This is a genomic window from Micromonospora sp. WMMD1082 (assembly GCF_029626175.1).
Taxonomy (GTDB): Bacteria; Actinomycetota; Actinomycetes; order Mycobacteriales; family Micromonosporaceae; genus Micromonospora.
Genome location: NZ_JARUBM010000002.1, coordinates 237,458 through 252,261, shown reverse-complemented (window position 1 = coordinate 252,261; position 14,804 = coordinate 237,458). Strand labels below are relative to the sequence as shown.

Annotated in this window: 11 protein-coding genes; 10 read left to right on the top strand and 1 reads right to left on the bottom strand. The window is 72.8% G+C overall.

From position 1 onward, the window contains the following. Positions 1-75 precede the first annotated feature (75 nt). From pcaF to O7615_RS01190, 8 genes are all read left to right on the top strand, one after another. Complete coding sequence (gene pcaF / locus O7615_RS01225) at positions 76-1,278, top strand: 3-oxoadipyl-CoA thiolase (RefSeq protein ID WP_278175256.1); 1,203 nt, start codon at positions 76-78, stop codon at positions 1,276-1,278. Between the two features lie 117 nt (positions 1,279-1,395). Then, positions 1,396-2,214 (top strand): SAM-dependent methyltransferase, encoded by an 819-nt coding sequence (locus O7615_RS01220; RefSeq protein WP_278175255.1) that lies wholly within the window; start codon positions 1,396-1,398, stop codon positions 2,212-2,214. Between the two features lie 4 nt (positions 2,215-2,218). Beyond that, entirely contained in the window at positions 2,219-4,417 is a 2,199-nt protein-coding gene (locus O7615_RS01215) for an EAL domain-containing protein (protein WP_278175254.1), read from the top strand. A gap of 39 nt (positions 4,418-4,456) precedes the next feature. Continuing rightward, positions 4,457-4,957 (top strand): DUF456 domain-containing protein, encoded by a 501-nt coding sequence (locus O7615_RS01210; protein WP_278175252.1) that lies wholly within the window; start codon positions 4,457-4,459, stop codon positions 4,955-4,957. A gap of 361 nt (positions 4,958-5,318) precedes the next feature. Beyond that, a complete protein-coding gene (locus tag O7615_RS01205) occupies positions 5,319-6,683 on the top strand; it encodes a glutamine synthetase family protein (RefSeq protein ID WP_278175251.1) in 1,365 nt (454 codons plus the stop codon). Between the two features lie 10 nt (positions 6,684-6,693). Further along, entirely contained in the window at positions 6,694-8,043 is a 1,350-nt protein-coding gene (locus tag O7615_RS01200; RefSeq protein ID WP_278181942.1) for an aldehyde dehydrogenase family protein, read from the top strand. A 2-nt stretch (positions 8,044-8,045) separates the two neighbouring features. Beyond that, positions 8,046-8,813: a 3-oxoacyl-ACP reductase gene (locus O7615_RS01195; RefSeq protein ID WP_278175250.1), complete on the top strand. Its 768-nt coding sequence runs from the start codon at positions 8,046-8,048 to the stop codon at positions 8,811-8,813. Between the two features lie 165 nt (positions 8,814-8,978). Continuing rightward, entirely contained in the window at positions 8,979-12,749 is a 3,771-nt protein-coding gene (locus tag O7615_RS01190; RefSeq protein ID WP_278175249.1) for a SpoIIE family protein phosphatase, read from the top strand. 33 nt (positions 12,750-12,782) lie between these two features. On the opposite strand, the gene O7615_RS01185 is transcribed toward O7615_RS01190, so the two are convergent. Beyond that, positions 12,783-13,097 carry an STAS domain-containing protein gene (locus O7615_RS01185; RefSeq protein ID WP_278175248.1) on the bottom strand — a complete coding sequence of 105 codons (315 nt, stop codon included), beginning with the start codon at positions 13,095-13,097 and terminating at the stop codon, positions 12,783-12,785. Positions 13,098-13,191: 94 nt separating this feature from the next. Here O7615_RS01185 and map point away from each other — a divergent pair, with 94 nt between their 5' ends. Both map and O7615_RS01175 read left to right on the top strand, forming a co-directional pair. After that, positions 13,192-14,049, top strand: a complete 858-nt coding sequence (gene map, locus O7615_RS01180; RefSeq protein WP_278175247.1) for a type I methionyl aminopeptidase — start codon at positions 13,192-13,194, stop codon at positions 14,047-14,049. Beyond that, entirely contained in the window at positions 14,046-14,765 is a 720-nt protein-coding gene (locus O7615_RS01175; protein ID WP_278175245.1) for a VIT1/CCC1 transporter family protein, read from the top strand. Before map ends, O7615_RS01175 begins: the two co-directional genes overlap by 4 nt. Positions 14,766-14,804 lie beyond the last annotated feature (39 nt).

Here is a 14,804-nt window from a genome sequence, read left to right as displayed (position 1 = left end):
ATCCTGGCCGTCGGTGAGTCACCGTGACCCGGTGGACGCGCCCGCCCAGCCCTTCCCACCCCCGAAGGACTCGCGATGACCGTGGCATACCTGGTGGCCGGTGTCCGCACCCCGATCGGTCGCTACGGCGGCGCGCTGTCCGGCGTACGCCCCGACGACCTGGCCGCCCATGTCATCCGCGAGCTGGTCGCCCGGCATCCGTCGGTGGACTGGGCGCGCACCGACGACGTGGTGCTCGGCTGCGCCAATCAGGCCGGCGAGGACAACCGCAACGTGGCCCGGATGGCGGCCCTGCTCGGCGGGCTGCCCGAGCAGGTGCCCGGCAGCACCGTCAACCGGCTCTGCGGCTCCGGCCTGGACGCGCTGGCCACCGCCGCCCGGGCGATCGTCGCCGGGGAGGCCGACCTGGTCGTCGCGGGCGGGGTGGAGAGCATGAGCCGGGCACCGTTCGTCCTGCCGAAGGCGACCACCGCGTTCTCCCGCTCCGCCGAGATGTACGACACCACCATCGGCTGGCGGCTGGTCAACCCGCTCATGGAGCGGGGCTGGGGCATCGACTCGATGCCCGAGACGGCCGAGAACGTGGCCACCGAGTACGGCATCGACCGGCGGGCGCAGGACGAGTTCGCGTACCGCTCGCAGGTGCGCGCGGCCAAGGCCCAGGCCGACGGCCGGCTCGCCGAGGAGATCGTGCCGGTGACCGTGCCGGCCGGCCGGCACGAGACCCGGCTGGTCGAGGTCGACGAGCACCCCCGGCCGACCTCGCTGGAGAAGCTCGCGGCGCTGCCCACCCCGTTCCGCGACGGCGGCACGGTGACCGCCGGCAACTCCTCCGGCGTCAACGACGGCGCGGTGGCCCTGCTGGTCGCCTCGGCGGCGGCCGTCGCCGAGTACGATCTCACCCCGCTGGCCCGGGTCACCGGCGCGGCGGCGGCCGGCGTGCCGCCCCGGATCATGGGCATCGGCCCGGTCCCGGCGACCCGCCGGCTGCTCGACCGGCACGGGCTGGCGCTGGTCGACGTCGATGTGATCGAGCTGAACGAGGCGTTCGCGGCCCAGTCCGTCGCGGTGCTGCGGGAGCTGGGCCTGCCCGAGGAGGCGGAGCACGTGAACCCGAACGGTGGGGCAATCGCCCTGGGGCACCCGCTCGGTGCCAGTGGCGCCCGGCTCGCGCTCACCGCCGCGCGGGAGCTGCGCCGTCGCGGCGGGCGGCGGGCGCTGGTCACCATGTGCATCGGCGTGGGGCAGGGCATCGCGCTGCTGCTGGAGGCCGCCTGACCCGTCGCTATCTGTAAGAGATCAGGAAAAGAGCGTTGTGGATCTCCCTCCGGGTGCCGGACGGGCCTAGAGTGGGCAGCGTCACACGATCCACGGCGACGACTTTGGGGTGCACCAGTGCAGCAGCCGGACGGACTTCCCGCCGAGATCGACCTCTCCCGGCCCAGCGCGGCCCGGGTGTACGACTACTTCCTCGGCGGCGCGCACAACTTCGAGATCGACCGGCAGTTGGCCGAGCAGATCGCGGCCATGACGCCGAACCTGCCGGCGACCATGCGCGCCGGGCGGGAGTTCCTCCGCCGGGCCGTGCGGGTGTTGCTCGACGCCGGCATCGAGCAGTTCCTGGACATCGGCTCCGGCATCCCCACCGTCGGTAACGTGCACGAGGTCGCCCAGGCCGCCAACCCGAAGGCGCGGGTGGTCTACGTCGACATCGACCCGGTGGCGGTGGCGCACAGCCGGGAGCTGCTCGCCGGCAACGACCTGACCGGCGTCATCCACGCCGACCTGCGCGACCCGGCGCGGATCCTCGCCGAGGCCCAGGCGTCGCAGTTGCTCGACCTCGACCGGCCGCTGGGCATCCTGCTCGCCGGGGTGGTGCACTTCATCCCGGAGCCCGACCGTCCCGGCGACATCCTCGCCACCCTGCGCGCCGCCGCCGCGCCCGGCAGCCACCTGGTCATCTCGCACTCCACCTTCGAGGACCAGCCGCAGGAGATGCTGGACGCGCAGCGACTGTCGGCGCGTACCGCCACCGAGATCACCCTCCGCTCGCGGGCCGAGATCACCGGGTTCTTCGGCGACTGGACCATCCTGGAGCCGGGTGTGGTGCACATGGAGCTGTGGCGTCCCGACTCGCCGTCCGAGGTGGCGGCCGACGCGCAGCGCTTCGGCGCCTTCGGCGGCGTCGCCCGGAACGACTCCACCGCAGGCTGATCCGATGGCAGCCGTCGGTGCCTCCGGCGGGAGCGCCGTCGACCCGACCGGCGCCCAGCGGTACGCCGCCGACTGGGCCCGGGCCGTACGCCGGCTCGGTTTCGTGCCGATGAGCGCGGCCGAAACCGAGCGGCTGCTGCTCGGGCACACCCTCCGCCTGGCGCAGGTGCTGCTCTCGGCCGAGCCGGTGCCGGCGGCGACCGCGGCGGCGGAGGAGATCGGTGGGGCGCTGGTCGAGGCGCACCTGACCGAGCCGGGGGTGGTCGAGTGGTCGGTGCGTACGCTCGGCGACCGGTTTCCCGCCGAGGTGCTCGCCGCCCCGCGCGGGCCCGGCTCCCGACGGGCCGGGGCCGTGCCGTCGGGGCTCGCCGGGCGGATCGCGGCGGTGCAGGGCGGCCTGGCGTCCGGCTTCGCGCGGGCGCTGCGTGACCGGACCTTCGGCCAGCAGGAGAAGATCGCCCGGTCCACCTGGCAGGCGCGGGACACGGTGGAGCAGGCGCTGCGCGACAGCGAGGCCAGGTTCCGGGCGGTCTTCGACGGCGCGGCGATCGGCATCGGCATCGCCGGGGTCGACGGGGCGATCATCGACGTGAACCAGGCGTTTGCCGACATGCTCGGCTACCCAATCGAGGAACTGCGGCAGATGAACGTCGCGTCGCTGTTCCACGCCGACGACGCGGCCGGGATGTGGGAGCTGTACCGGGAGCTGATCGAGGGCAAGCACGACGCGGTCCGGGTCGAGAAGCGCTACTACCGCAAGGACGGCAGCGCGGTCTGGACGGACCTGGCCGTCTCCCTGATCCGCCACGACGACGGCCGGCCCCGGTTCACCGTCGCCGTGGTCGAGGACATCACCGAACGGTACGAACTCGAACAGCGGTTGCGCTTCCAGGCGCTGCACGACCCGCTCACCGGCCTGCCGAACCGGACGCTGTTCTTCGACACGCTGGCCGGGCTGGTGACAGCGCCCGACCCGCAGGGCCGGGTCGGTGTCTGCTTCCTCGACCTCGACGGATTCAAGGCGATCAACGACAGCCTCGGCCACGACCTCGGCGACCGGCTGCTCGTGATGATCGCCCGGCGGCTGGCGGACTGCGTGGCGGAGCAGGGTTACCTGGTCGCCCGGATGGGCGGCGACGAGTTCGTCATCCTGGTCGACGGGGTCGCCGACATCGGCGACGTGATCGCCGTGGCCGAGTCGGCCCTGGCCGCCGTCTCCGCGCCGGTGCGTGTCGGTGAGCAGCAGCTCGCGGTCTCGGCGAGCGTCGGCATCGTCGACTCGGACGTCGCCGGCACCAGCGTCTCGGAGCTGATGAAGGCGGCCGACGCGACGCTCTACTGGGCCAAGGCCGAGGGCCGGGACCGGTGGGCGGTCTACGACCCGGAGCGCAGCGCCCGGGACATCGCCCGGTCGGCGCTGGCCGCCGGGCTGCCGGTGGCGCTGGACCGCGGCGAGTTCGTGCTGCACTACCAGCCGATCGTGTCGCTGCTGGACGGGCGGATGCTGGCCGTCGAGGCGCTGGTCCGCTGGCAGCATCCGGAGCTGGGACTGATCGGCCCGGACCGGTTCATCGGGCTGGCCGAGGAGACCGGCCTGATCGTCCGGCTCGGCGAGTGGGTGCTGCGGCAGGCCTGCCGGGACGCCCAGCGGTGGCACCGCGAGTTTCCCGCCGCCCGGCTGGTGGTGAGCGTCAACCTGGCGGCCCGGCAGGCCGACACCTCGGCGATCGTCGACACCGTGGCCGACGCGCTGGCCAGCACCGGGCTTCCGGCGGAACTGCTGCAACTGGAGCTGACCGAGAGCGCGGTGATGGGCTCCGCGGGGGAGCCGCTGCGGACGCTGCACCGGCTCGCCGCGCTGGGCGTACGGCTGGCCGTCGACGACTTCGGCACCGGGTATTCCAACCTGGCGTACCTGCGCCGGCTGCCGATCACCTCCCTGAAGCTGGCCGGCCCGTTCGTCGAGGGCATCCGGGGCAACCAGCCGGACAGCGCCGACCACCGCGACGAGCGGATCGTCGACGCCCTGGTGCGGCTGGCCCACGCCCTGGAACTCTGGGTGACCGCGGAGGCGGTGGAGACCGAGGCGCAGGCGGAGCGGCTGCGGGCGCTGCGCTGCGACACCGCGCAGGGTCGACTCTTCGGCCCACCGGGGCCGGCGGAGACCGTCGTCGCCCGTTTGCGTGGCGACGAACCGTCATGATCAGAGTGTCATGATCCGGATGGGACGAACGGAGCCGACGTGAGCCTGACGGAGACCGGAACGGTGGTGTCGGTGGTCGCCGCGCTGGCCATCCTGGCCGGGCTGGCCGGGGTGGTGGTGCCCGGCCTACCCGCCTTGCCGCTGTGCTGGGGCGGGGTGCTGGTGTGGACGCTGTTCGGCGGCGCCGGACCCGGCCGGTGGCTGGTGCTCGCCGTGGCCACCCTGGTCGCCGTGGGCGGCACGGTGGTGAAGTACGCCTGGCCGGGCCGCAACCTGCAACGCGCCGGGGTGCCCACCTCCTCGCTGCTGGCCGGTGCCGTGCTGGGCCTGGTCGGCTTCTTCGTCATCCCGGTGGTCGGGCTGGTGATCGGCTTCGTCGGCGGCATCTTCCTGATGGAGCGGCTGCGGCTGGGCGACACCCGGCTGGCCTGGCCGGCAACGAAGCGGGCGGTCGCGGCGGCCGGGCTGGCGATGCTGGTCGAGTTCCTCACCGGCGTGGTGATCGGCGCGCTCTGGGTGGCCGGCCTGCTGCTGGCCTGACGGATCTCGGGTCTGACAGGCCCTTCGGGTCTGACAGGCCCCGGGTCGGGTGACAGCCGGGCGGCGCGGGGTGGGGTCGGGGTAGGGCGCAGCGCCGTACCCGAGAGAGAGGTGACGTTTCCCCGCGCCGCCGCGGCTGCCGGGCCGTTCCGAGGGCCCGGTCGGCCCGTCGCGATCGGGCCAGGTCACACGCCCAAGGATGCGGTACGCCCAGCCCACCGGCAACGCATTTGTCCGCCGACCACCTGCGTCCAGTGCGGCTCCAGCCGGTTTGCCCGGCCGGTGCCACCGGGTACGACCGTTGTGGCCCATTGACGGTGATCGGCCGTGGCCGGTACACCTTGCTGATGGAGGCTCGCGGATGAGAAGAGCGCCGCTCACGCTGGAGCAACTGCGGGTCGCCGTCGGCGAGGGGGAGATCGACACGGTGGTGCTGGCCCTGGTCGACATGCAGGGCCGGTTGCAGGGCAAGCGGTTCCACGCCCCGTACTTCCTCGACCAGGTCGTCGCGCACGGCAGTGAGGGGTGCGACTACCTGCTCGCCGTGGACGTCGACATGAACACCGTCGACGGGTACGAGATGTCGAGCTGGTCCCGTGGCTACGGTGACCTCGCCATGACGCCGGACTTCGACACCCTGCGCCGGGTCCCGTGGCAGCCGGGCACCGCCCTGCTCCTGGCCGACCTGGAGTGGCTGGACGGCACCGGTTCGGTGACCGCCTCGCCCCGGCAGATCCTGCGCCGCCAGGTGGACCGGCTGGCCGCGCACGGACTGACCGCGTACGCCGGGACGGAGCTGGAGTTCGTCCTGTTCCGCGACTCGTACGAGCAGGCGTGGCGGCGCGGCTACCGGGACCTCACCCCGGCCAACCAGTACAACGTGGACTACTCGCTGCTCGGCACCGCCCGGGTGGAGCCGCTGCTGCGCCGGATACGCACCGAGATGGCCGGTGCCGGGCTGGTCCCGGAGAGCGCCAAGGGGGAGTGCAACCTCGGCCAGCACGAGATCGCCTTCCGGTACGACGAGGCGGTGGCCTGCGCCGACCACCACGTCATCTACAAGCACGGGGCGAAGGAGATCGCGGCCCAGGAGGGCATGTCGATCACCTTCATGGCCAAGCCGAACGCCCGCGAGGGCAGTTCCTGCCACATCCACTTCTCGCTGCGCGACGCCTCCGGGCGCTCGGCGATGCTGGGTGACGGCCCGGCGCACCTGAGCGTGACCGGGCAGCGGGTGCTCGCCGGGCTGCTCGCCACGATGCGGGAGCTGAGCCTGCTCTCCGCGCCGAACATCAACTCCTACAAGCGCTACCAGCCGGGCTCGTTCGCCCCGACCGCGCTGCGCTGGGGCGTCGACAACCGCACGTGCGCGCTGCGGGTGGTGGGGCACGGTTCGGGGATGCGGGTGGAGAACCGGGTGCCCGGCGCGGATGTCAACCCGTACCTGGCGATCGCCGCCCTGGTGGCGGGCGCCGTGCACGGCATCGAGCGGGAGCTGGAGCTGGGGCCGGAGTGCACCGGCAACGCCTACGACGACGCCACGGCGGACCGGGTTCCCGGCACCCTCCGCGACGCGCTGACCCTCTGGCAGTCCTCCGAGGTCGCCCGCGATGCCTTCGGGGAGGACGTGGTCGCCCACTACGCCAACATGGCCCGCGTCGAGCTGGCCGCCTTCGACGCCGCCGTCACCGACTGGGAACTAACCCGTGGCTTCGAACGCCTCTGACCCGGTACGCCTGGTGCGGGAGCCGGCGAGCGGGGAGGTTCTGCGGGAGGTGGCGGACAGCTCGGTGGGGGAGGTGGATGCGGCGATCGCGCGGGCGGGGCGGGCGTACCTGCGGTGGCGGGGGGTGGCGCCGGGGGACCGGGGCCGGTTGCTGCGGCGGTTCGCGGCGGTGGTGGACGAGCACCTGGAGGAGCTGGCGCGGCTGGAGGTCCGCAACGCCGGGCACACCATCGGCAACGCCCGGTGGGAGGCCGGCAACGTCCGGGACGTGCTCGACTACTACGCGGGTGCCCCGGAACGGCTCACCGGGCGGCAGATCCCGGTGCCGGGCGGGCTCGACGTCACCTTCCACGAGCCGCTCGGCGTGGTCGGGGTGATCGTGCCGTGGAACTTCCCCATGCCGATCGCCGCCTGGGGCTTCGTCCCGGCCCTCGCCGCCGGCAACACGGTGGTGCTCAAACCCGCCGAGCTGACCCCGCTGACCGCGCTGCGCCTGGCCGAGCTGGCCCTGGTGGCGGGTCTGCCCGAGGACGTGTTCACCGTGTTGCCCGGCCGGGGTGACGTGGTGGGCGAGCGGTTCGTCAGCCACCCGGCCGTACGCAAGATCTGCTTCACCGGCTCCGCCGAGGTCGGCGCCCGGATCATGGCCGGCTGCGCGGCGCGGGTGAAGCGGCTGACCCTGGAGCTGGGCGGCAAGTCGGCGAACCTGGTCTTCGCCGACGCCGACATCGAGCGGGCCGCCGCGACCGCGCCGTACGCCGTCTTCGACAACGCCGGCCAGGACTGCTGCGCCCGCTCCCGGATCCTGGTGCAACGCCCGGTGTACGACCGCTTCCTGGAGCTGCTCGAACCGGCGGTGCGCGCCTTCCGGGTCGGTGACCCGGCCGACGAGAGCGCCGAGATGGGGCCGCTCATCTCGGCCGGGCACCGGGACCGGGTCGCGGGGTACGTCGACGGCGCGCGGGTCGCCTTCACCGGCTCCCGCCCCGACGGCCCTGGCTACTGGTACGCCCCCACCGTGCTGCTCACCGACTCGCCGGCCGACCGCCACTGGCGGGAGGAGGTCTTCGGCCCGGTCGCCTCGGTGCTGCCCTTCGAGGACGAGGCCGACGCGGTCCGGCTGGCCAACGACACCGAGTACGGCCTGTCGGGATCGATCTGGACCCGGGACGTGGGTCGGGCACTGCGGGTGGCCCGGGCGGTGGAGTCGGGCAACCTGAGCGTCAACTCGCACTCGTCGGTGCGGTACTGGACGCCGTTCGGCGGGATGAAACGCTCCGGCCTGGGCCGCGAGCTGGGCCCGGACGCCCTGCACGCCTTCACCGACGTCAAGAACGTGTTCATCAGCACCGAGGAGTGAGCGTGCAGGGACGGTTGCGGGACCGGGTCGCCGTGGTGACCGGGGCGGCCAGCGGGATCGGACTGGCCACGGTGCGGCGGTTCGCCGCCGAGGGAGCCCGGGTGGTCTGCGTCGACATCGACGCCGAGGCCGGCGAACGGGCCGCCGACGAGGTGGGCGGGATCTTCGTCGCGACCGACGTGGCCGACGAGTCGGCGGTACGCGCCCTCTTCGACGGGGTGGTCGAGCGGTACGGGCGGGTGGACGTCGCCTTCAACAACGCCGGCATCTCACCGCCGGACGACGACTCCATCCTCGACACCGGGCTGGACGCCTGGGAGCGGGTGCTGCGGGTCAACACGACCAGCGTCTACCTCTGCTGTAAGCACGTCATCCCGCACATGCGCCGGCAGGGCAAGGGTTCGATCATCAACACCGCCTCCTTCGTGGCGCTGATGGGCGCGGCGACGTCGCAGATCGCGTACACCGCGAGCAAGGGCGGGGTGCTGGCGCTGACCCGGGAGTTGGGCGTCCAGTTCGCCCGGGAGGGCATCCGGGTCAACGCCCTGTGCCCCGGGCCGGTCGCCACGCCGTTGCTCCGGGAGTTGTTCGCGGCCGACCCGGAGCGCGCGGCCCGCCGCCTGGTGCACGTGCCGATGGGACGCTTCGGCGAGCCGACCGAGATCGCCGCCGCGGTGGCCTTCCTCGCCAGCGACGACGCCTCGTTCATGACCGCCGCACAGTTCGTGGTCGACGGCGGGATCACCGGCGCGTACGTCACCCCGTTGTGATCTGTCGGGCACACAGAGTGAGCAGCCTGGACGGTCGGCCGTCCGGCAGCGCTCCCACCAGCCTCTGGCCGGCCGGGGTGCGTTACGTTGCCGATCCTTCTGGGTAGAAGGGCGGCACACGGCATCTGATGATCGGAATCATTGCGGACTCGGCCGGGAGGCTGCATGAACTCGGCCCAGGCGGGCGTGGACGGAGACCATCCGTCCACGGCGGGCGGCGGGATCCCTCCGCTGCTCGCGGCGGCCTTCGCGGGCGGCGGCGAGATGGGCGCCCTGCTACGCGATCATGACTGGTCGGCCAGCCCGCTCGGCGCACCGGACAGCTGGCCCGCCACCCTGGGCAACGCGATCAGCACGATGCTCGCCTCCAGGGCCCAGATCGCCATGTTCTGGGGCGAGGAACTGCGCGCCTTCTACAACGACGCCTACCGGCCGACCATCGGCGACAAGCATCCCGCCGTGCTGGGCGAGCCCGCCCGGGAGCACTGGGCGGAGACCTGGGACGTGCTCGGGCCGCTGCTGGCGGGCGTGCTGGACGGCGGCGAGTCGTACCAGGCGCAGGACCACCACTTCCTGCTGGACCGGCACGGCTTCGTCGAGGACGTCTACTTCGACGTCTCGTACGACCCGATCCGGGGCGCGGACGGCGCGATCAACGGCGTGCTCTGCATCTGCAGCGAGACCACCGGTCGGGTGCTCGGCGAGCGCCGGCTGCGTGCCCTGGCCGAACTCGGATCGGAACTGGCCGACCCGGGCAGCGGCAGGGAACTCGGCGGGGTCGCCGCGGCGGTGCTCGACCGGCACCGGCCGGATGTCCCGTTCGGACTGCTCTACCTGCGCGACGACGACGGGCACCTGCGCCTGACCGGGGTCAGTGGCGCCGAGACCCGCCTCGTCGACCCTTCCTCCCGGCTGGTCGAGGTGGCCGCGACCGGCACCGGCGGGGTGGTGGCCACGGCCGAGCTGCTCGGGCACGTACCGGCCGATGCCGCCGAGGAGGCGGTCGTGCTGCCGATCAGCGCGACCAACGAGCCGGCCGGGGTGCTGGTGCTGGGCGTGGCCCGGCGGCTGCCCTTCACCGACGAGTACCGGACGTTCTTCGAGCTGGTCGCCGCGCAGATCTCCCGCGCGGTCGGCAAGCAGCGGGCGTACGAGCAGGAGCGTGCCCGGGCCGCCGAACTGGCCGCCCTGGACCTCGCGAAGACCAACTTCTTCGCCAACGTGAGCCACGAGTTCCGCACCCCGTTGACGCTGGTGCTCGGCCCGCTGGAGGACCTGCTCGCCGATCCGGCGTTGCCCGCGGACTACACGCACCGCCTGACCATGATGCACCGCAACGCGTTGCGGCTGCTGAAGCTGGTCAACACGGTGCTCGACTTCTCCCGGCTCGAGTCGGGGCGGCTGGCCGCGCACTACGAGGCCACCGACCTGGCGGGCTACACCACCCGGCTGGCCAGCACGTTCCGCTCGGCCACCCAGCGCGCCGGGCTGCGGCTGGTGGTGGACTGCACGCCGCTGCCGGAGCCGGTCTTCGTCGACCAGGACATGTGGGAGAAGATCGTCCTGAATCTGCTCTCCAACGCCCTGAAGTTCACCTTCGAGGGGGAGATCAGCATCCGGGTCCGGGAGGTCGACGGCGCCGCCCGTCTGGAGGTCGCCGACACCGGCGTGGGCATCCTCCCGGAGGAGCTGCCGTACGTCTTCGAACGGTTCCACCGGGTGCCGGGGGTGCGGTCGCGCAGCCACGAGGGGAGCGGGATCGGCCTCGCCCTGGTCCGGGAACTGGTCGAGATGCACGGTGGGCAGGTCACCGCCACCAGCCGGGTCGACGTCGGCAGCACCTTCGTGGTCACCGTTCCGTTCGGCTCCGGGCACCTGCCGGCCGACCGGGTCTCCGACGCCGATGCGGACCGGATCGCCGACGGCGGGGTCGCCGACGCGGACCGCACCGGACGCGAGCCGCGGCAGGCCGGGCTCTTCGTCGCCGAGACCGCCCGGTGGACCGCCGCCCCCACCCCGACCGCGCCCCATCCGGCGGCCCCTGCTCCGGCGGCCCCGGCCTCGACGACCCCCGCCGGGCCGGAGGCGGGCGGCGCCGCGGGGGCGGCACCGTGGCCCGTCACCGCCGCGCCCGAGGGTCGCATCCTGGTCGTGGACGACAACCCTGACCTGCGCGAACACGTCGCCCGGCTGCTCGTGCCGACCTGGGAGGTGAGGACGGCCACCGACGGCGTCGAGGCGCTCCGGCTGGCCACCGACACCGACTTCGACCTGGTGCTGACCGACGTGATGATGCCCCGGCTGGACGGCTTCGGTCTGGTCGCCGCGCTGCGCGCGGATCCGCGTACCCGGTACGTACCGATCGTGCTGCTCTCCGCCCGCGCCGGTGCGGCAGATGAGGTGGCCGGGTTGTCGGTGGGTGCCGACGACTACCTCACCAAACCCTTCTCCGGGCAGGAACTGATCGCCCGGGTCCGGGCCAACATGGCCCTCGGTCAGCTGCGCAACCAGATCATCCGGCGGTTGCGTGCCCTCGCCGACGCGGCGGTCGCGGTCAACACCGCCCGCTCCACGGCCGACGTGCTCCAGGTCGCGGCCCGGCACGCGCTGACCCTCGCCGAGGCCGTCCGGGTGGTGGTCTCCGCCGGTGGGGCACGCTACGAGGCCGACGCGGGCGGTGCCACCTCCGTCGAGCCGTCCTTCGTGCTGCCGTTGACCGGCGTGGCCGACCAGCGGCTCGGCGAGCTGCGGGTGTGGCGTCCAGCCGCCGAGGGAGCCGACACCGACGAGGCCGCCTTGACCCAACTCGCCCGGCTGGTGGGCGTACGCATGGAGAACGCCCAGCTCTACGAGGCCGAGCACCGCATCGCCACCACCCTGCAACACAGCCTGCTGCCCCGCACCCTGCCCCAGCTGCCCGGTGCCGTGGTCGCCAGCCGTTACCTGCCCGGCAGCGCGGACGTCGAGGTGGGCGGCGACTGGTACGACGTGGTGGCCCGCGACGACGACGAACTCGTCCTGGCCATCGGGGACGTGGTCGGCAAGGGTGTGCCGGCGGCTGCGGCCATGGGTCAACTGCGCAACGCGCTGCGCGCGTATGTGCTGGAGGGTTTTGATCCGGGCGAATCGTTGACCCGGCTCAACCGGTTGGTCGGGTCCACCGAGTCGCGGTCGTTCGCGACGGTGTTCTGCCTGTGGTTCAGCCCTCGGACGGGCCGGCTGCGGTACGCCAGCGCCGGACATCCGTCACCACTGCTGATCCGCGGGGACGATGTCGCGTTCCTGCACGACCGCGCGCTCGGGCCGCCGGTCGGGGCCATCGCCGGCACCCGCTACGAGACGGTCTCCGGCGAGCTGCGGGCCGGTGACCGGCTGCTGCTCTACACCGACGGCCTGATCGAGGACCGGCAGGTCGGCATCGACGACTCGCTGGCCCAGCTGCGCGCCGACGCCGCCCGCTCCGGGGAGCAGGTGGCGGATCTGATCGACGCGGTGGTGGAGCGGGTCGCCGACCGGCCCCGCCGGGACGACGTGGCGGTGCTCGCCCTGGAGGCGGCCGAACTGAACCGGTTCGCGCTGCGGCTGCCCGCCGATCCCACCCGGCTGAGCGTGCTGCGCAAGCGGCTCGAGGACTTCCTGGTCGCGCACGAGGTGGGCGAGACGGACCTGTTCGACCTCACCGTGGCGGTCTCCGAGGCGGCGGCCAACGCCATCGAGCACCCGGTCGACCCGGCGGAGCCGACGATCGATGTCGAGGTGCGGGTGGAGAACCGCACGGTGGTGGCGACGGTGTGCGACACCGGGCGGTGGCGCGAGTCGACCGGGTCGGGTTTCCGGGGCCGTGGCCTGTCGTTGATCCAGGCCCTCGGGGAGCTGTCGGTGGACCGTACGCCGGAGGGGACGCAGGTCACCCTGCGGCGGGAGCTGAGCCCTTAGCGAAGCGGTTTCGGCTGCGGGTGCACGACGGCCTCAGGCGGGGTGCAACCAGGGCTGCCGGCCCAGACCGGCGATCTCCAGCACCCGGCTGACCTGTCGGGACGGCAGCACCGTCAGCGTGTCCGGGTAGTGGCCGGCGAGCCGGACCACCGCGTGGATGGCCGCCGAGTCGAAGAAGGTCACCGCGCGCAGGTCGAGTGTCACCCGGCCGGCCGGCTCGCGCAGCGCCGTCTGGAGCATGGTGTCGGCGGTCGCCATGTCGACCTCGCCGGTGACCACCACACTCAGGTGATCACCGTCGGTCTCCGCGCTGGCGGAGAAGATGGGAGGTGCTCCCCCTAGATCCACGCAGACACCTTGACACAGTGCAACTGGTGGGGCAACAACCTCCCGGAACGGACGGTGGTGGGGGTCACCGGGTGCGCGGCGATAGGCTTGCGCCATGACCGTCCGTGCGCCGCTGACCCCAGGCACGCTCTCCCCGTGGCGGCCGGTGCCCGCCCACATCGCCCGACCGGAGTACGTCGGCAAGAAGGCGCCCCGCCCGTGGCGTGGATCGCACGTGCAGACCCCGGAGACCATCGAGAAGATGCGTGTCGCGGGGCGGATCGCCGCCCAGGCGGTGCAGTTGGCGGGCGAGCACTGCAAGCCCGGCGTGACCACCGACGAGATCGACCGGGTGGTGCACGAGTTCCTGGTCGACAACGGCGCCTACCCGTCGACGCTGGGCTACAAGGGCTTCCCGAAGTCCTGCTGCACCAGCCTCAACGAGGTGATCTGCCACGGCATCCCCGACTCGACGGTGCTGGCAGACGGCGACATCATCAACGTCGACGTGACTGCGTACATCGGCGGCGTGCACGGCGACACGGACGCGACGTTCTGCGTCGGTGAGGTCGCCGAGGAGGCCCGGGTGCTGGTCGAGCGGACCCACGAGGCGATGATGCGGGGCATCCGCGCGGTCGCTCCGGGTCGGCAGATCAACGTGATCGGCCGCGTCATCGAGTCGTACGCGAAGCGCTTCGGCTACGGCGTGGTCCGCGACTTCACCGGCCACGGCATCGGCGAGTCCTTCCACAGCGGGCTCTACGTCCCGCACTACGACAGCCCGCGCCCCACCGACGTGATGGAGCCGGGCATGACCTTCACCATCGAGCCGATGATCACTCTCGGCACCTACCAGTACGACCTGTGGGACGACGGCTGGACGGTGGTCACCAAGGACCGGAAGTGGACCGCCCAGTTCGAGCACACCGTGCTGGTGACCGAGGACGGCCGCGAGATCCTGACCCTGCCGTGACCGACACCCCGGCGGCGGCGCTGCGGGAGCCGCACCACGCCGACATCTCCGGCGGCTGGCTGCGACCGGCGGTGTTCGGTGCGATGGATGGCCTGGTCACCAACATCGCCCTGATCGCCGGGGTCGGCGGCGGCGGGGTATCGCCGCACACCATCGTGCTCACCGGCACCGCCGGCCTGGTCGCCGGTGCGATCTCGATGGCGCTCGGGGAGTACACCAGCGTCCGGTCGGCCAACGAGCAGCTCGCCGCCGAGGTGGCCAAGGAACGGCGGGAGCTGGAACGGCACCCGGAGGCGGAGGCCCGGGAGCTGGCCGAGATGTGGATGGCCCGGGGCCTGCCGGCGGCGCTCGCCGTCCAGGTGGCCGAGGTGGTACGCCAGGATCCGGAGCAGGCGCTGCGCGTGCACGTGCAGGAGGAACTGGGCGTCAACCCGGACGAGCAGCCCGACCCGTGGACGGCGGCGCTGTCGTCGTTCCTCTGCTTCTCCGTCGGCGCGCTGGTGCCGCTGCTGCCGTACCTGTTCGGTGCGACCAGCCTGGCCCTGGCCCTGGCCGTCGGCGGGCTGGGGCTCTTCGTCGCCGGTGCGGTCGTCTCCCGGTTCACCAACCGCCGGTGGTGGTCCGGCGGGCTGCGTCAGCTCCTGCTCGGCGCCGCCGCCGCAGCAGCCACCTACCTCATCGGCACCCTCATCGGCATCCAAGCCGGCCTCACCTAACCACCCCGCTGCCCCCACCCCGCCGCATGGCCCGCGTCG